The following is an 18,195-nucleotide window of genomic DNA, read 5'->3' as shown; positions in this document are numbered from 1 at the left end:
AGCGATTCTGCGGTAATTGATAAATTGAATACTATAGAAATGACTCAGTTCAGCTTCGGTAATTATTATACGGAAATTGTTGGCGGACTTAAGGAACTGTTACATGCAATGGATATCCCGGTGCCAAGCGAAGAACTTGCACAACAGGAATGCCAAGAGGATTTGAACGTTTCTCTTATGGATGAACTTGATGAGGAGTTCTCTGAGTTGGAAATCTCCGACTACGAAAAGCTCTAGAAATGAAAAAATCCCTCTCTGTGGAGGGATTTGATAGAACTAGTTTTTATACTAGATCGGTTAAAACTAGCAAAATTTGGGGATAAAAGCGGCCATTTATACCTCCAAATAAAAAAGTTCGCCGGAGCGAGCTTCTGTAGAAAATTCAAATTTTAATATATTGACGTTACGCGAAACACTCTTCTGAATATCCGCGAAATCCGAACATACAGGTGCCGAGACCAATACAATCCGATTAACGCTATAAAATTGAATGCATGAAACAAAAATACTGCCAACCCAAACGGTTCACCGCTATAGTGCCTAGATTCGTCAATAAATATCATCCCATACAAGGAGGCAAGAGCAATACCTATCAATGTCCATGTAGGAAAATCAATCAAAAAACGGACAATCTTTTGTACAAATAAATTATCCCCAGGAACTTCTCTGCCCCCACAACAAAGATATGAATAATCACTCATACATCACCTCAAAAAATATTGTCCTTCAATTAATTATATATAAAAATCAATGTGGTTCAATAGTTTTCGGTTATCATTTGCCTTTCTTCATCATAAGAAGCTTAAATTTTGCCTGCTCTGATTCACATTCATCATCTGTAAGAGCTCTACTGTTACGTGCTCTGCGACGCTCTTCAGGGTGCTCCTGATAATATTCCTCAAGATAAACAGCACCCCAATAATGAAGCACCGTAATAGGATAGCTCAACACTTCCGTTATTGGTTTGTGAATCTCTCTCGCTATCCTTACCGCAAGTCTGAATGTGTAATCAGATTTTACGAGTTTTTTAACTCGGCTTCCTTCTTTTCAAATGAATTCAGCTTTGCAAATTCTTCAGCAAGCGCAATCATGGTCTTGTTAGGTACAACCTTGATGAATTCGTTAAAATCCGCAGGATTTTCGGTAAGCTTACCATTCTCATCACATAAGGAAGCATGAATCATCCTGCAGGTCTGCATGAAGTTGTCCTTCTCATCCTTAAACTTCATGAAGTAATCACCGGTTATTTCCCTCAGATAGAAGACAACACCATCAACTTCAACCTTCTCAACCTTCATGAAATTGTCTTTCATGAATATTTCTTGGTAACGAAGTTCGTAATCTAGTGTAAAAAATGACGAGCGTCGTTCTGATACTCGTTATTTTTTGCTCATCTTGAATGGTATAGTTTATTGATACAGATCTTTGTTTGTTTTGTATCAGCTTGACTATTCTTTACATTGTTACTATACTTAAAGCAAGTCAACTTGTGATGGATTAAAGCTGGGTTCCCGAATGGGAGTAGGCATTCGTGCTTAGAATCCTTTGCTCCTAGGGTTGACTGCCTGACTTTTTTAACTTCAATTTTTCTCTCAAATCATCCAGTATTGTCTCTGGGTTCTTCTTGATTTCTTCATATATAAAATCGATAACTTGCTGAGAATATCTGTATTGAGGCTGTTTTGCCTGTTTGTCAAAAACAAAGCACATTCTTTCATTACTCTTCAGATCAAAGTATTTTACGAAATTCATAAAGTGGAAATTATTAATCTTAACGTTCTGCCCCTTACACATAGGGTATGTACCGTCTTTATGCAATTTGTTGTTTATTGCTTCAATACAGCTTTTGGCATTGTACTTATGCGTGTCATTAGGATTTTTCATCTCTTTTATCACACGAATCCCATCTTTGGCCTCTTTCTCAATATGATATACCTCTGTAGCCTCTTCTCTCTTTTTGGTGGAATAATACAGATGTTCAACTTTGATCGAAAATGTACTGTTATTCTCGTCTGATAATGACTGTATAGTTGTATTGGTCTGTATTAATCGCTCGGCAACTTGTGAATCATATTTGCCACGAATTTCTGTTTCATTTAATGATTTTAATCTTACAGACAAAGTAATAAAGTTTTCTGGGATTACTCTTGTCATATCAACATCATGAAACTCCATCATCTTATCGACATAGTTAAAGACACATGCTTGAAGAAGCGATACATATACAGCTTCATACTCTTCAGTGATAAAATGCGTACTCGTGTTTCTCAGCTCTATAATCTTTTCCAGATTTCTTCTTAACGGCGATTTTTCATTTGTAAAGATTAACTTCACACACTGATCTAAACTTATTGTTCTATTAGGCTTATCTTTGTAGTAAATTGCCTCGTCACCATGCTTATTTATGATATAAGCCTTTAACATCAATTCCCAGGCATTACAGATAAAGAAACTAAAGCCTTCCAGCCTATACTTAATTGATGGCTTATTGTAGATTTCTATTGCTAGAACAAACGCTTCTTTTGACTTATCAATCAACTGCTCTTGGATTGTCATAATTACCTCTATTACTCAACTGTCTTTCTTTATCTTAAATTCTTTATTCCAAAACGACAATGTCTTTCAGGAGATTGTGCAGGTAGTTGTGCCACTTCTCCATGGCCTGTCTGCGTTCCTCGAAGTAGTCCGTTCGCAGGTATGCTCTGGTAACGGCAGAACCGACAACGTGAGTCAGACAAGATTCTGCTACCTCGAACGGTATGCCGTTCTGGTGCATCCAAAGTCTACCGATTGACCTAATTCCATGAAACGACTGACCTTGAATACTTTTCCTGAGTCTTGCCGATACCATGGAGGCATTAAACCGTCCTGTCTGTGTCCTTGAGTCTTTGCTTATAAAGATGCGTTGACCATCTGACTTGGTAATAAGGTATCTGAGCACTCTTTCCAATTCATCGGTGATCGGAACTCGGAAACCGTCTTTCAGCGTTTTGGTTTTCTCAATATAAAGAACCCTGTCAATGAAGTTGATATTTTTCTTTTCAATTTGCCCGACTTCATTCATCCGGAGCAACAGCAAAAAAGCAAGGTATGTAAAATCTATATAGCTTTGGTTCTTGGTATTGTTTTTTAATGCAAGAAAGATCGATATGATGTTGTCATCAAGATTTCCCTCGGTAAGAGATGCTCTGTGTTTAACAGGTGGTGCTTTGAACAGATTCTGCATTTCAGAAAGGTCTGGGATCTGTAACTTGTAAACAATCTTTGCGTAATTGAGTACCCTTTTCAGCACACATAATGTATACTTCGCAGTGATCGGTGTCTTTTCAAAGATTGAACTTATGAAGTCATACACCTGTTTCTCTTTCAGTTCTGACACAAGAGTTTTGTCAAAACATTCTTTGATCAATCTGACGTAGCCTAATTGGTGCCTGGTAGTTGACAGAGCTTGTTCCGGTTGCTGTCTGAAACACCGGGTACCGATGTCCTGCATCAACCGGTGCACAATCAGAAGAAAATCCTTATGAACAATGCTAAAACAATGGACAATTTCAACGAATGTTCTATAATTAACCAGTTTATTTTCTGTCTTAAATATGCATCCGGAGTAAATGTAATCCATGTCATCAGATAATATTATCTCTTATGCCAAGAAGCGCAGAGCGGTTCCTGCCAAGCTTTCAGAAGAAAAAGGAAACGTGGAACGTTACTTTTCAGAAAACTGCGTAAGAAGAAACAGAGTCAATAATTTCTTTATTACTGATGAGGCCAACAGAAATTACATCAAAATGTATTTATCGGTTGACGCTCTTCAGTCTAAAAATATCGGAAACTATTAATCAGCTATTTCCTCACGAAAAGCATATACTTCCGTATATGCTTTTCTTTTATGTGCAGTCCTCTGCATTCATCATAAAACCGTCACACACCAATAACCTGAAACAGACATACGATACGGCACCCCGCATTTCATGATCACGGTCCGCAAATTATCCCCGGGGCCTGCCTTTTATCATTTTTATAGAAAAAAATATAATTCAGATATGCCGAGCCAGTAGCATTTATTTAAAGACTATGCAGACAAAATGCGGGAATCACGGCAATTAGTGGTAGAATAGGCATAAATTTCAATAATCGACGATTGCTATTCCAACAACCAATAATAAGAATACATGACAATGGAAAAATCTCTTTTAGAAACATTATCCCCTACTGCGGTGTGGACATACTTCAATCAGATTTGTCAGATTCCGCATACATCAGGACATGAACAGAATATCGGTCAGTTTCTGCTGGATACCGCTGAAAAGCTTGGACTTGAGGCGGCCAGAAACGAATCAGGTAACGTACATATTATAAAGCCTGCATCTTCCGGTATGGAAAACAGACCGTCCGTACTCCTTCAGGCACATATGGACATGGTTGGAGTCAAGGATGCCGAAAAGGAATTTGATTTTCAAAAGGAATCCGTAACCCCTCTCATTACCGATGACGGTTTTGTTGCCGCTGACGGTACCACTCTCGGAGCCGACAACGGCATCGGCATGGCCATAATTCTTGCCATTTTAAGTGATGCCTCACTCAGACATCCAAGGATCAAGGCTCTGTTTACCGTATCTGAAGAAACCAGCATGAAGGGAGCTGTTGCTCTTACCGCTGAAGACATCGACTGTGATACCGCAATCAACATCGATTCTGAGGATATCGGTGAAATCTGTATCGGCTGTGCCGGAGGAAGTTCATACAATATCGTATACGAACCTGATATCAAAGCGGTACCGGACACCGGATTCAAAGCACTGGAAATCAGAATGTCCAACGGTCTTGGCGGCCACAGCGGCATCGATATCCACAAAAAGAGACTGAACGGCGGCGGAGCAGTCCTTTCCCTCATAAGTTCTCTCAGGGATGAAGGATTCAAGGTATGCATTTCGGATTTCAAGGCAGGAACCGTCAGAAACTCCATTCCTTCAGAAGCCTCAGCGGTTTTATGCATTCCTGAACACCTTATCGGTAAATCCATAAATTCTCTTCAGGATATGATTAACCGACTGCAGACCAAGTTCAGTGAAACGGATTCAAACGCTTCTTTTGAAGTAACCAGACTTGATACCATGCCTGCATTCATGCTGACGGATGAAGCAACCGATGTCGTACTGAAACTCAAGGCACTCAATACCAAGGTAACTGAATATCTCGATGACGGTGTTACCCCGCTGACATCCTGCAATATGGGCGTTGCCAGACTGGAAAACAACCGCTTCCATTTTGAGCTTCTGGCCCGTTATGCCACCACCGAGGGAAAAGCAGGAATCGAAAAGAAAATAAACGATATCGTTGCCTCCGGCAGAGCAAAGATCACTCACTACGACTGTTACACTTTCTGGCAACCGGATTTTGACAGCAGACTTCTGAAGCTGGCATCTGAAGAATATCGTAAGCTCACCGGACTTGATTCAGTAACCACTGTTATCCATGCCGGTCTCGAATGCGGCCTCTTCAAAAAACTGAATCCGAAACTGGACGTCATTTCCATAGGTCCGGATATCTACGGAGCTCACAGTACAAAGGAAAGAGTTCGCATTTCCTCAGTGGACACATGCTACAGGTGGATTCAGCATATTCTGGAATCAATCTAAATCTAGGCAGCAGATCCTGAAACACTCCTTCTTTCAGGACAAAGCCTCAAAAAAACAACCCCGGATCTTCGAAAAAATCCGGGGTTGTCGTCTGTTTAAAATGATCTTACGGTCTTAAAGATCTTTCACCCTGTGAAATACCGCATACGCCTGAGCGGATAATTTCCACAATGTCTACAGCCTGAGAAACTGCAGTCAGGAAATTATTGAGCTCTTCACTGGTACCAATCACCTGAATGGTGTACAGATCAGGAGTAAGATCCACAATCTGACCGTGGAATATATCAGAGATTGACTTAACTTCATCACGAAGATCACGGGTATTTGCTCTAACCTTTGCCAGCATGATTTCACGTTCAATATGACCTGAATCAGCCAGATCAAATACCTTCAGAACGTCAATCAGCTTGTGAAGCTGCTTGGTAATCTGTTCAACTTCATCATCGTCACAGCAGGTTACGATGGTCATACGGGAAAGAGTATCGTCTTCAGTTGGAGCAACAGTCAGTGATTCGATATTGAAACCACGCTGAGAGAACAAACCAACAACACGGCTTAAAGCACCGGCTTCATTTTCAAGAAGAACTGAAATAATATGTTTCATTATGTACGCTCCGTCTTGCTTAAGAACATATCAGCCATTGAACCACCACCAATCTGCATTGGGTATACGCGTGAATCAGGGTCTGCAATGATATCAACTACTACGGTCTTGTCATGGATTGAGAATGCCTTGGCAAGAACATCGCTTAATTCTGATTCATTGTTTACTCTCAGACCTACCTGACCGTATGATTCAGCCAGTTTAACAAAATCAGGTACCGCATCCATGTATGATTCGCTCTGACGTCCGTTATAGAACATCATCTGCCACTGCTTAACCATACCGAGTGAACGGTTATTGATGATAATAACCTTTACAGGTACGTTGTACTGCAAACATACTGCAAGTTCCTGAAGATTCATCTGGAATGAACCGTCACCGGTGAAGCATACTACTTCACTGTCAGGATTTGCAATCTTGGCACCGATTGCAGCAGGGAAACCGTAACCCATGGTTCCCAGACCGCCTGATGACAGGAATCTGCGAGGCTTTTCCAGAGGATAGTACAGAGCGGCAAACATCTGATGCTGACCTACGTCGGTAACAACAATCGCGTCACCCTTTGAAGCCTTGTAAACCTCTTCAACAACCTTTGCAGGATGGAGAAGGCCCGGAGTGATGTCACTTGCGTATTCAAGAGGATGAGCCTGCTTGAATCCGTTGATCTGCTTCCACCAGCCTTCTGAATCAGATTTCATTCTCTGTTCGTCGATATTGTTGTTGGCTTCAAGTTCCTTGAGAGCTTCATTCAGCTGATCAAGAACGGTATTTACGTTACCGACGATTGGTACGTCAACCTCTACGCACTTGGAGATTGAAGACGGATCGATATCAACATGAATGATTCTGGCTTCAGGACAGAACTTGGAAATATTATTGGTTACACGGTCGTCGAAACGGGCACCGAGGGCAATAATCAGATCTGAGTTATGCATTGCCATGTTGGCCGCATAGGTGCCGTGCATACCGAGCATGCCGAGACTAAGTTCATCACTGCCAGGGAAAGCACCGATTGCCATCAGGGTGGTAACTACAGGAATATTGAAGCGGTGAGCCAGATCGTAAACCTTGGCTGAAGCTTCTGAAGCAATTACACCACCGCCGATATAAAGAATCGGACGCTTGGCTTCAACAACCATTCTTGCAGCTCTCTTAACCTGACCTCTGTGACCTACAGTGGTCGGATTGTATGAGCGCATTGAGATTTCGCTTAACGGAACCGGATTATAAGGGAACTTAAGCTGAGGGTTCTGAGCATCCTTAGGGATATCAACCACAACAGGACCTGGACGACCGGTTGAAGCGATATAGAAAGCCTTACGGATGTATTCAGGAATATCGGTGGCCTTCTTGCACAGAAAGCTGTGCTTTACAATCGGACGTGAAATACCCAGCATGTCAACTTCCTGGAAAGCATCTGAACCGATTAAGGTTGTTGCAACCTGACCGGTTAAAATAACCATAGGAATTGAGTCGGCATATGCTGTTGCAATACCGGTGATAACGTTGGTGGCACCAGGACCTGAGGTTACGAGAACACAGCCAACCTTACCGGTTGCACGTGCATAACCGTCGGCCATGTGTGAAGCCCCCTGTTCATGACGAACAAGGATGTGCTTTATCTTTGATGATTCAAGTAAAGCATCATAAATATGTAAAACGCCGCCGCCAGGATATCCGAACAACTTGTCTACACCCAGATCCTCCAGGGTGCGAATAACCATTTGGGCACCAGATAACATTTCCATAAAAAAGCCTCCCGGGCTTTATTAAAATTTCTGAAAAAACGAAGTCAAGGACCACCTCCACTCATCAGTTCGATCGAGCTGGAAGAGTCTTAAGCATCCAATAAGCTTACTTGACTAGCCGGCACAACCATCCGCTAAAAAAATAATTTTCATAAATGAAATTTATTTAAGAAAACAATCTTTATGAAGGTCAACGGAGACTTTCATGCGGTGTCGTGATAGTCTTCAGACTACATGTACTTTATAACAAAAACAACGATATAATTCAACTAATATAAACAAAACCGCATCCTTTAGGGACGCGGTTTCACACCTGAATCTGAGCAGCCGTGGAATAAGGCCCCCCGGTGTTTTCAGACTACAGCAGAGTACTGAGTACCTGCAGAGGATGAAGCACGTTCTTCTCCTCCATGCGGCGTACCTGTTCACGGCAGGAATAACCGGTAGCAAGACAGTATTCAATAGGATACTTCTTAAATACAGGAGCCCAGTTTTCGCGATAGATTTCCTTACTGCGTTCAACATTGGCCTTAAGATGACCGTAAAGCCCCGCCATACCGCAGCATCCGACAGGAACCGGAACCAGCTTAAGCCCCGCGGTCGCAAAAATTCTGGTCCAGTCGGCATGAGTTGTCGGCTTGAGGCTCTTCTGAGTGCAGTGCGCCATCAGATAGTATTCGTGGCCAGCCTTTTCTGCACTGACAGGTCTGATTGAGTCAAGATTGTCAAGAAGCCATTCCTGGGTCAGCTGAACCACGAAATCTCCGCGGCTGTCACCTAAAATCTTTCTGTACTCATCCCTGTAGCAGAGAGTCATTGCCGGATCGATACCCACCATAGGAATTCCCAGTCCGTATACCTGATTGAAGAAATCAGCCGTTGAACGGGCCGCTCTGGCGAATTCCTTCATGTAGCCTCTGATGTGCATCACCTTCCCGTTCGGCTTAAGAGGAAGAATGGCAACCTTCCTGCCCATCTTTGAGGCAAGAACGATAAAGTCGGCAATAACCTTGGCATCATATGCGGAGGTAAAGGCATCCTGAACCAGAATCACGTATTTTCCGCGTTCTTCGGCACTCAGTCCGTTCATTCTGTCAAGGTCAAGATACTCGGCATCGGTGCTCTTCACCAGCGTGTTGAAGGTCGGATAGCTCATCACCGGAACATCCACAAATCCCCAGAGCTTCTTGGTTATAAACTTAACCGGAGCCAGACCGTTAACCGCGTTCAGGAGACGGGGAACCTTCGCCATGTATGGAGTAACCTGTTCGATGTTCTTCACCAGAATATCTCCGGCAGGTCTCAGATATCTGCTGAAATAGAGATTGAGGAATCTTGATCTGAAATCAGGCACGTCAACCTTTACCGGACATGCTGAAGCACAGGCCTTGCATGCAAGACAGCAGTCCATTACGTTTCTTACTTCATGGCTGAAATCATTTACGTTATCCCCGTTCAGTGTGTTGGACACCTTTTCGAAGAAAGCCTTAAGACTGAAACCTGATTCATCAAGCTTCTTTTCCTCACTGAGAACATCCGCACCGTCAAGCTGCATAAGTCTCAGCCATTCTCTTGTCAGTCCGGCTCTGCCCTTTGGAGACTGTCTTCTGTCGCCTAAAAGCTTGTAGGTAGGACACATAGGAGCGGTCTTGTCAAAATTGAAGCAGAGACCGTTACCGTTACAGCTTACGGCAGCCCTGAAGCTGTGTCTTACTTCAACAGGAATCTGACGGTCAAATGAACCGCGCTTGGTATCGTCAACACTTACCAGCTTGTCGGTATCATTGCCGAAAGGAACACAGATCTTGCCAGGATTGATTCTGTTGCCAGGGTCGAAAGCCGCCTTAACCTTTCTCAGTTCGACAAACAGGCTGCCGAAGAACTCCGGACCGTATTCGGCACGATAGCCGCGGCCGTGTTCACCCCACATGATGCCGCCGTACTTTGCGGTAAGAGCCACTACGGCATCGGAAATCTCACGCAGTGTCTTTTCCTGTTCCGGATTGCACAGATCCAGAGCCGGTCTTACGTGAAGCACGCCTGAATCGACATGACCGAACATGCCGTATGTCAGATTGTGACTGTCAAGCAGAGCTCTGAATTCCTGAATATAGTCGGCAAGATGCTTTGGCGGAACCACGGTATCTTCGGTAAAGGCTATCGGCTTGGCGTCACCTTCGGCATTTCCGAGAAGACCTACCGCCTTCTTGCGCATGGCGTATACGGCAAGAATATCCTTAAGTTCGGTACAGGTCTGATAACCGATGATTCCCCTGGTGTTTCCTGACGCTCCGAGATCCCTGTCCAGAGAATCGGTAAGAGACTTCATTCTTGAACCTTCAAGCTCATTGTCCCAGCCTGCGAATTCAACGATGTTGATGCCGTCCATGGTTTTATCAGGAACTTCCTTAATCAGTTCCTTAACGCTGTGCCATACGATATCCTGCTTGGCGAGATTGAACACCTTTGAATCCACTGTTTCAACGGAAAGCGCATTGGCTTCAACCAGAACCGGGGCGTGTCTCAGGGCTGAATCAAAGCTGTCGTACTTGATAACCACAAGAGATCTGTAGCTTGGTATCGGAGTCAGATCAATTCTGGCTCCGGTAATGAAACAGAGAGTACCTTCAGCACCGCAGATGATACGTGAAATATCAAGAGTGTCGGTTTCCGGATTGTATACATGCTTCAGATCGTAGCCGGTAAGGAAACGGTTAAGATCAGGGAATGTCTTTAAAATCTCTTCCCTCTTTTCCTTCGCAATATTGTACACGGTACGGTAAATGCGGCCTTCCATGTTTTCCTGATTCATTTTCGCCTGCAGGGCTTCGCCGCTTACAGGTCCGAAGGTCACGAGAGAGCCGTCAAGAAGTACGGCTTCCACGGTCAGAACATGCTGAGAAGTCTTGCCGTATTTGAGAGAGCCCTGTCCTGATGAATCGTTGCTTATCATACCGCCGAATGTTGCTCTGTTTGAGGTTGAAAGCTCAGGTGAGAAGAACAGGCCGTGAGGCTTTATCTGCTGATTGAGATAATCCTTGATTACGCCTGCTTCAACGAATACGGTACGTTCATTCACATTCAGTTCGCGGATGTCTCTCATGTGACGTGAAAGATCCATGACGATCCAGTCGGTAAGAGACTGACCGTTGGTACCTGTACCGCCACCGCGCGGAGCAAACTTGAGTCCTGCGAATTCAGGTTCTGAGGCAAGTTTGACGGCCAGAACCACGTCATCCCTGTTCTTAGGGAAGATAACGCCCTGAGGCAGTCTCTGATATACGGAATTATCAGTGGCTACCGCCAGCCTGCTTGAATAAGAATATTCAATATCACCGAGAAAGTTGGCGTCTTTTAATCTGTTGAAATAATTCAGATATACAGGATCTATACTGCTTTCAGGATTTATCTTTGGAATCATCTTCTGCACCGTAGTTAAATAATCAGGAAGAATTAGAAAGAATGCATACTTGAGAAACAATGACAAAAATTATTGCTTAATCAAGACAATTGATGTTATTTTCTCACTTTTGTGATTAATTGCAAATAAAACAGGCATTTCAGCGAAGGTTTTTAATGAAAACTTAAATAGGGCTGTTTTTCAAGTCTTCTCCCCTTTCAGGCTGAATACTCTGCAATGTATGGAAGCTCCCTGTATGCCTCGTTGTAATCCAGACCGTATCCGATGACAAACAGATTCGGAATGGTAAACAGGGCATAGTCCGGTCTGATGTCTGCGATTCTTCTTTCGGGCTTGTCCAGAAGGGTTACTATTTTCAGGGAAAGAGGATTCCTGCCTCTGAGAATATCGGTAACAGCCCTGAGTGTCAGGCCGGTATCCATAATATCCTCGATAATGACAACATGATAACCGCTGATATCCCTTTTAATGTCCTGTACTATCTGCACGTTACCTGTAGTACTGTCGCCCTGATAACTTTTTACCGACATGAAGGCTATTTCACAGGGAGTTTTCACCTGACGGCAGATATCGGCCATGAACATGAAGGCTCCGTTCAGAATACTAACCAGAAGCAGAGGTCTGTCCCTGTATTCCTCGGTAATCATGCGTCCCGCTTCCCTGACCTTCTCCCTTATCTCCTCTTCAGTTATCAGTATCCGGCTGATATGACCGTAAATATTATCTCTGTCCATTCTCTTCTCTTTTTCCGCAAAAAGGTTATATATTCTGTTTTTACTTACGACACGCTCTTCCGGTAGCATGAAGATGCCGGAAAATATTTTTATAAAACCGCTAACGGCGGCGTTATTCTATCTCTTTACGAATATTTTTTCACCATCCGTCAGCCTGACAACTCTTTTTCACCACCGGATACAGACCTGTACGCCATACGTCAAAAAGGCATGACTCCAGAGGAATCATGCCTTTAATCTTAACTGACTGTCAGCCTCCGGACGTACCGTGAGGCGCAGCCCGGTATGTCAATCTGATTAGATAAGGTGCATACCGAGCTTCTGACATTCCGCTCTCATGTCATCAGGCCAGATACTTGCCTGAATTTCACCGATGTGACCTTTATGGAGGAGAACCATACACAGACGGCTCTGACCGATACCGCCGCCGATACTTAACGGTAATTCATCATTCAGGAGCTTCTTGTGGAAGTAGAGTTCCTTTCTTTCTTCGCAGCCTTCAATCTTTAACTGACGGAGTAAGGCTTCCTTGTCTACACGGATACCCATTGATGAAAGTTCGAATGAACGGTTAAGGATAGGATACCAGATTAAGATATCGCCGTTCAGGCCTAAAAGACCGTTACTGCCTTCTGTACTCCAGTCATCATAGTCAGGAGCTCGGCCGTCATGCTTTTCACCATTTGAAAGCTTGCCGCCGATACCCATAAGGAATACGGCACCGTACTTCTTACAGATGGCGTCTTCTCTTTCCTTCGGAGTTAAATCAGGATACATCTTAAGAAGTTCTTCACTGTGAATGAAGGTGATGGTTTCAGGAAGGAAAGGCTTGAGATCAGGATAGAATTCGCAGGTAAGGTATTCGGTACGGCGAATGGCTGAGTAAATACGTTCAACAACTGACTTGAGGAAATCAACGGTTCTCTGTTCTCTGGTGATTACCGCTTCCCAGTCCCACTGGTCAACGTACAGTGAATGGAGGTTGTCAAGTTCTTCATCAGCACGGATGGCGTTCATATCGGTATAGATACCGTGACCTGGTTCAATGCTGTATTCAGCAAGAGTCAGTCTCTTCCACTTTGCCAGAGAATGAACAATTTCAGCTTTGGCATCGCCCAGATCCTTGATAGGGAAAGTTACCGCACGTTCAACACCGTTAAGGTCATCATTTATACCGAGACCTTTCATTACGAATAAAGGTGCTGTAACACGGCGTAAACGTAATTCTGTTGACAGATTCTGCTGGAAAAAGTCTTTGATCTGCTTGATTCCCTGTTCAGTCTGCTTGAGGTTTAAAACTGCTTTGTAGTCCTGTGGCTTAATTAAGTTGCTCATAATTGATAGTGGCGTTCATACACGTACAACAATCGTGTCGAGTACCAGACTCCTCTTGTTACGGTGAAAAGATAAACACAAAAAACTGCACGTCTGATTTTCCGATAAGGACGGGATTCCAAATCCGGAACCGGATTTACCGTCATGATGCATCAGCCGGTCAGCAGAGTCATTGTCAAAACAACTCCTAACTCAAGTTTATGCTAATAATAAACTTTCAAATTCGAACCCCTTCCGTTCTCCGACGGAAGCTTCCCGGTCAAGGCATCTCATCCAGATTATCCGGGCTAACCCCGCTGTTCCCGCGGTTTTCAATGTTTAAGCTACCTGCCGCAACTTCGCTTTCAGTAGTCTTAATCCGTTGAGCTATATGCTAACAGCTACATTTACAACAAAATGCAACTCAGTTTGACACTTGAAACGTTTAAAGTCAATCATAACTGAATTTATTTTGGCTTTTGCCTTCACATATTCACACTGTTCAACTTCTGCCGGAACAGATGCCGTTTCCGGCAGAAGTTCCTTCTGAAACTGATGTTTCAGCTTTGATGAACATCTTACATTTTCAAACTGTCATTCATTTTCAGTTCCCGCATGACAACCTTTTAAGGGGCAATCATTTCAAATAATGATATAATGCATGTCCGTTGAACAGTTATCCGGTTACTGAAGACGCATCTGCGGAATTACAGACTGAAATCATTTGCTTAATGTAATTCAACAATAAGTACATATGCAATAACCGTTCCATTATGCAGATTTTTTGTTTTACGGTAAAAAAACATAACCATAAAATTGATCGGCAGACATATTTTTACGGGGGCACCGCCCCGCAGTGATTCATTTTTTACCAGTGCACACCTGAAGGATGCACAAAAAAAGTGAATAAAAGCACCATGATTGACAGTCAGCCGGAAAACCTAAATATATAAAGGAAAAGTCAGAATGTCAGAAAACTACTCCGTTCAGAAAAAAACGGCCGGTCTTAACCGACTAATTTTAGTGAATTCATACATTGCCTCAGGAAACGGGATCTATGAATTTGACTTTTCCAGACACACCCAGATAAACGGTGCTAACGGTTCAGGTAAAACCAGTCTGCTTAACCTTATCCCTTTCTTTTACGGTCTGGAGCCCGGCAGAATCACCAGCATCAGTTCCGTCCGCAAGAGCTTCGCCGGCTTCTATCTGCCGAAAGCGGACAGCAGCATTATATATGAGTATGTAACTCATAACGGCACCATGGCCCACGTGGTGGTGAGCAACGCTTCAAGCAACCAGGGCAATACAGCCGTAAGCTACGGATTCATTCCGTCAGCCTTTAATACCATGGATTACATAACCCAGGACTCCATCAACGGAAAATTAAGACCGAAAACCTGGATGGAATACAGGGACACGCTGAGAAAGAACGGCATAAAGGCGGAAAAAATCATCTACTCAGTGGATTTCTACCGTTCGGTAATTCAGAACATTCCCATGGGTGACAATGCCCAGCTGAGAAAAAGATATGCCTTAAGCGGCGGTCACTGTCAGCTCCGCTACGTCGGCAATATCGTTCACAGCATCATTACCGGCAACATCAGCTTTGACAACATCAAACTGCTGCTGACCGATATCCTGAAGCAGGAACACCGCACTCCCGATCTGCAGATAAGGGAACAGGAGCTCACCAAATGGTGCAGTGATACCAGAGCCTTCAAGGAAATCAGCGAACTGACTCCTAATCTTCAGCACATTCTGGAGCTGTTCCACGTTCTTTCCACCGCCAAGGAAAAACTCCTCTCCGGATACGGCAGTCTGCTGTGGTATCAGAACGAAAACGATGAAAGTCTCGGCAACCTCATAAAACAGCGGGATGAAGAGGCTGAAAGCTACCAGAACTTCAGACAGGCAACCGAAGAAGCCATGACCAGACTCCGTTCTTCAAAGGAAGCTGCGGAGGAAAAACTCTCACGCCAGAGGAAGCTGGTGGAAACCATGGAAGAGGAAAGAGAGAAATTCATTGATGCGGAAGCTGACAAGTGGCGTGAAAAATACCACAACCGCAGCGTTATCGAAGGCTTTATAGACAGCAAGAAGAAACAGCTGGCCACCTTAAGCGAAGGCTACAGCTTCATCGAATCGGAATATGCGGCAACCAAGGCAAAGCTCATCAGCAAAAACAAGGAAGACAGAGCTCCGATAGAGGCGATACTGCATAAATACGAACTTGAAGAAAACAGTCAGCTTGCGGAAGAAGACAGGAAATATCAGGCTCAGCGCAACCAGATTAAGGAACAGGAAATTCAGCGCAAGCACGAACTGGATCTGGAAATCACCGCCAAAAAGAATGCCCTCAAGACTCTGGAAAACGAAAAGAACATGTTCGTGGTTCCTCCTGAAATGCAGCAGCAGCTTGATGAAATAGACGCAAGACTTGAAACCTCCCACGGAGAAAACGGCGCCCTGCAGAAAACCATTATGGAGAGCACCGGAAAACAGCATCAGGCTGAGGCAAAGTGCAATCAGATTGCCCTGCAGTACGTACAGCTTCAGAATCAGCTTGAGAACGCCACTGCGCGTTTTGGCGATCTGTCACGCCGTCTCAGTGCCGACGAAGGCATGCTCACCGGCTTCCTTAATGAATATATCCCTGAGTGGAAGAAATCAATCGGCAAGATAATAAGAGAAGATCTGCTGGACAGAACCGATCTGTCTCCGAAAATCATTGATGCTCCCGCAGAAGAAATCAGAGATCCGGCAGAAACCGCAGCCGACAGTACCAAACCTGAACAGTATATCCGCATTGACAACCTCAGACTGGATATCCATGACGTGGCGGAAACACAGAAGGATAACTCCGAACTTGAGGATGAACGCCGCAGAACCGGAGAACAGTGCGAAAAACTCAGGGAAAAGCTCGGAGAAATGGACAGGGAACAGAATCGTCTGTCCACCGAAATCGCCGAATGCAAAAACGAAATCAACATTGCCCGCAGCAAACTGGTAAGCGAGGCAGCACTGAACGATCTCAACGAAAAGAAAAAGGCCGTAAAGGAATACATTGCCCAGGCACGCATTGCCAGGGAAACCGACATCAGCAGTCAGATTTCAGATATTCAGAAGGAACTCAAGAGACTTGAGGATGAACTCAGGAAGCATCATGAAAAATACGTGGAAATGCTTCAGAACAGCGACACCGACCATCTGGCAAACAAGAGTGACATCGAAAGCCGTTTTGATGAACTGAAACAGACACAGATGGATCTGCTGAAATCCATAGACAATGAATTCACCACCCAGGTAAGCACACTCAACGAACTGAAGAAGTCAAAGCTCAGCAAGCAGAACATCGATCCGAAGCTGATTGACAAGATTCACGAGGAATGCGAATCCTACGAGAAGGAATTAAAGGAAATCAATTCCAAAACCGCCCTTGTCAGTGAATACGAGCTGTGGCTCAGCGGTAACGGAAACCGTATCAGCGACGAACGCAATCTGCTTACCGAACTTGAAAGAAAGCTTCAGGGCGAGACGGAGATTCTGAATTCAAAGGCAAAGCAGAACGAAAGTACCGTCAAGGATTTTGAAAAATCCATCCGTGAGCTCTCTGATGAAATAAAGAGCAGGGAAAACCTGCAGAAGAACATCAGAAACTGCGTAACCGATCTGGACAGCGAACATATCGTCGGCAAACCTACCCAGATCAGACCTGCTCTCACCATCAACAGTGTTCTTTCAGAGACTGCATCCGGTATTTCCGAATACCGCAAGGCCATGAGAGGCCTCAATGACGAACTCGGTCTTCTTGACTCAAAGATGTCATCACACCGCGCCACCTCTATTTACGGCATGTGGAACGAAGCCAGAGATCTGAATAAAATCAACTACACCTTTACCGGTAATGAAACACAGAGTCAGCAGGAGCTTATCCTGAAAACCATCGCGGCCCAGACGCTGTACACAGGCATTCTTCCTGAACAGAAAAAGATGCTTCTGCTTCAGGAAAAGAATTTCTCGCACATGATCAGTCAGTACTATCATTACCTCAAGGAATTCGACAACCGCATTCAGGGCTTCAGCAGAAGAATTTCCGACGTGGTTACCCAGAATCTGCAGTTTGAGGCTTTTGAATCCTTCAATATTGAACTGGAAACCTGCATCAAGCAGATTGCCAGCTGGGATCTCATCGAAAGCATTGCCGACAGCTATGAAAACAGATACCGTCTCTCAGGCGACTACGATCTGCCTGATGACGCATTCATCAATAATCTTGACAGTCTGGCCGGCAAATTTGTCAACGGTCAGCTGAAGAACGAAGTAAGCGAACTCTTCAACATCGTATTCAAGGTTACCGAAAACGGCAAGGAAAAGACAGCAAAAACCGCCAAGAACCTTAAGGATCTGAGTTCCAACGGTCTGACCTTCCTGCTTATCTGCGCCCTGTACATCAGTCTTATTCATCTTTCAAGAGAAGGACAGGACGTGAACATTCACTGGCCGGTGGACGAAATGAGCAAGCTGTCCAACAAAAACATTCATATTCTGCTTCAGGTTATGAACCGCAACAGAATAGCCATGGTATCCGCGGCTCCGGATCTTAGCACGTCAATTGCATCGGAATTCAAGTGCATCTACCGTATAGCCCGCGACGGCGTATACGTAAATGCTGAAGCGGTAAATCCTATCGGTGAAGCCATTTCACGCAAGCTGCTGGAATCTTAAGGTCGGA

The 18,195-nt window shown here is 44.2% G+C and carries 13 protein-coding genes; 4 read left to right on the top strand and 9 right to left on the bottom strand.

What is annotated here, in order from left to right; all coding sequences use genetic code 11:
• Positions 1-237, top strand: a 237-nt coding sequence (locus T489_RS0108105) for a hypothetical protein (protein WP_031579553.1), incomplete at its 5' end; no start/stop codon positions are given.
• 537 nt (positions 238-774) lie between these two features.
• On the opposite strand, the gene T489_RS14660 is transcribed toward T489_RS0108105, so the two are convergent.
• The 4 genes from T489_RS14660 to T489_RS0108085 form a co-directional block, all read right to left on the bottom strand.
• Positions 775-948, bottom strand: coding sequence for a hypothetical protein (locus T489_RS14660; RefSeq protein WP_232218298.1), 174 nt, complete (start codon positions 946-948; stop codon positions 775-777).
• A gap of 68 nt (positions 949-1,016) precedes the next feature.
• Positions 1,017-1,313 carry a hypothetical protein gene (locus tag T489_RS0108095; protein WP_031579552.1) on the bottom strand — a complete coding sequence of 99 codons (297 nt, stop codon included), beginning with the start codon at positions 1,311-1,313 and terminating at the stop codon, positions 1,017-1,019.
• Between the two features lie 238 nt (positions 1,314-1,551).
• Positions 1,552-2,556 carry a DUF3644 domain-containing protein gene (locus T489_RS0108090; protein ID WP_037319301.1) on the bottom strand — a complete coding sequence of 335 codons (1,005 nt, stop codon included), beginning with the start codon at positions 2,554-2,556 and terminating at the stop codon, positions 1,552-1,554.
• Between the two features lie 43 nt (positions 2,557-2,599).
• Positions 2,600-3,409, bottom strand: coding sequence for a tyrosine-type recombinase/integrase (locus T489_RS0108085; RefSeq protein ID WP_198020445.1), 810 nt, complete (start codon positions 3,407-3,409; stop codon positions 2,600-2,602).
• A 211-nt stretch (positions 3,410-3,620) separates the two neighbouring features.
• Here T489_RS0108085 and T489_RS0108080 point away from each other — a divergent pair, with 211 nt between their 5' ends.
• Together T489_RS0108080 and pepD are read left to right on the top strand one after the other, a co-directional pair.
• Positions 3,621-3,839 (top strand): hypothetical protein, encoded by a 219-nt coding sequence (locus tag T489_RS0108080; RefSeq protein WP_031579549.1) that lies wholly within the window; start codon positions 3,621-3,623, stop codon positions 3,837-3,839.
• A gap of 339 nt (positions 3,840-4,178) precedes the next feature.
• The gene (gene pepD / locus T489_RS0108075; protein WP_031579548.1) at positions 4,179-5,639 is read left to right on the top strand and encodes a beta-Ala-His dipeptidase; all 1,461 of its coding nucleotides are present in this window, start codon (positions 4,179-4,181) and stop codon (positions 5,637-5,639) included.
• 106 nt (positions 5,640-5,745) lie between these two features.
• On the opposite strand, the gene ilvN is transcribed toward pepD, so the two are convergent.
• From ilvN to asnA, 5 genes are all read right to left on the bottom strand, one after another.
• Positions 5,746-6,243, bottom strand: a complete 498-nt coding sequence (gene ilvN / locus T489_RS0108070; RefSeq protein ID WP_031579547.1) for an acetolactate synthase small subunit — start codon at positions 6,241-6,243, stop codon at positions 5,746-5,748.
• The gene (gene ilvB / locus T489_RS0108065) at positions 6,243-7,991 is read right to left on the bottom strand and encodes a biosynthetic-type acetolactate synthase large subunit (RefSeq protein WP_031579546.1); all 1,749 of its coding nucleotides are present in this window, start codon (positions 7,989-7,991) and stop codon (positions 6,243-6,245) included. The genes ilvN and ilvB overlap by 1 nt, the downstream gene beginning before the upstream one ends.
• Positions 7,992-8,349: 358 nt before the next feature.
• Positions 8,350-11,412 carry a D-2-hydroxyglutarate dehydrogenase YdiJ gene (locus T489_RS0108060; RefSeq protein ID WP_031579545.1) on the bottom strand — a complete coding sequence of 1,021 codons (3,063 nt, stop codon included), beginning with the start codon at positions 11,410-11,412 and terminating at the stop codon, positions 8,350-8,352.
• Between the two features lie 197 nt (positions 11,413-11,609).
• On the bottom strand, positions 11,610-12,146 hold the full coding sequence (gene hpt, locus T489_RS0108055) for a hypoxanthine phosphoribosyltransferase (protein ID WP_031579544.1): 537 nt from the start codon (positions 12,144-12,146) through the stop codon (positions 11,610-11,612).
• Between the two features lie 297 nt (positions 12,147-12,443).
• Positions 12,444-13,481 (bottom strand): aspartate--ammonia ligase, encoded by a 1,038-nt coding sequence (gene asnA / locus T489_RS0108045; protein WP_031579543.1) that lies wholly within the window; start codon positions 13,479-13,481, stop codon positions 12,444-12,446.
• Between the two features lie 945 nt (positions 13,482-14,426).
• Here asnA and T489_RS0108035 point away from each other — a divergent pair.
• A complete protein-coding gene (locus T489_RS0108035) occupies positions 14,427-18,188 on the top strand; it encodes an ATP-binding protein (RefSeq protein ID WP_031579542.1) in 3,762 nt (1,253 codons plus the stop codon).
• Positions 18,189-18,195: the final 7 nt, after the last annotated feature.

The organism is Ruminobacter sp. RM87, assembly GCF_000701925.1.
GTDB lineage: Bacteria > Pseudomonadota > Gammaproteobacteria > Enterobacterales > Succinivibrionaceae > Ruminobacter > Ruminobacter amylophilus.
Note: the sequence above shows the minus strand (reverse complement) of the source record. Positions and strands in the feature narration are given on the sequence as shown.

Excerpts from the sequence above, each read along its gene's own strand:
- T489_RS0108095 (WP_031579552.1), bottom strand. The coding sequence starts at position 1,313 with ATGAAAGACAATTTCATGAAGGTTGAGAAGGTTGAAGTTGATGGTGTT.
- T489_RS0108090 (WP_037319301.1), bottom strand. The coding sequence starts at position 2,556 with ATGACAATCCAAGAGCAGTTGATTGATAAGTCAAAAGAAGCGTTTGTT.
- T489_RS0108080 (WP_031579549.1), top strand. The coding sequence starts at position 3,621 with ATGTCATCAGATAATATTATCTCTTATGCCAAGAAGCGCAGAGCGGTT.
- pepD (WP_031579548.1), top strand. The coding sequence starts at position 4,179 with ATGGAAAAATCTCTTTTAGAAACATTATCCCCTACTGCGGTGTGGACA.
- ilvN (WP_031579547.1), bottom strand. The coding sequence starts at position 6,243 with ATGAAACATATTATTTCAGTTCTTCTTGAAAATGAAGCCGGTGCTTTA.
- ilvB (WP_031579546.1), bottom strand. The coding sequence starts at position 7,991 with ATGGAAATGTTATCTGGTGCCCAAATGGTTATTCGCACCCTGGAGGAT.
- T489_RS0108060 (WP_031579545.1), bottom strand. The coding sequence starts at position 11,412 with ATGATTCCAAAGATAAATCCTGAAAGCAGTATAGATCCTGTATATCTG.
- hpt (WP_031579544.1), bottom strand. The coding sequence starts at position 12,146 with ATGGACAGAGATAATATTTACGGTCATATCAGCCGGATACTGATAACT.
- asnA (WP_031579543.1), bottom strand. The coding sequence starts at position 13,481 with ATGAGCAACTTAATTAAGCCACAGGACTACAAAGCAGTTTTAAACCTC.
- T489_RS0108035 (WP_031579542.1), top strand. The coding sequence starts at position 14,427 with ATGTCAGAAAACTACTCCGTTCAGAAAAAAACGGCCGGTCTTAACCGA.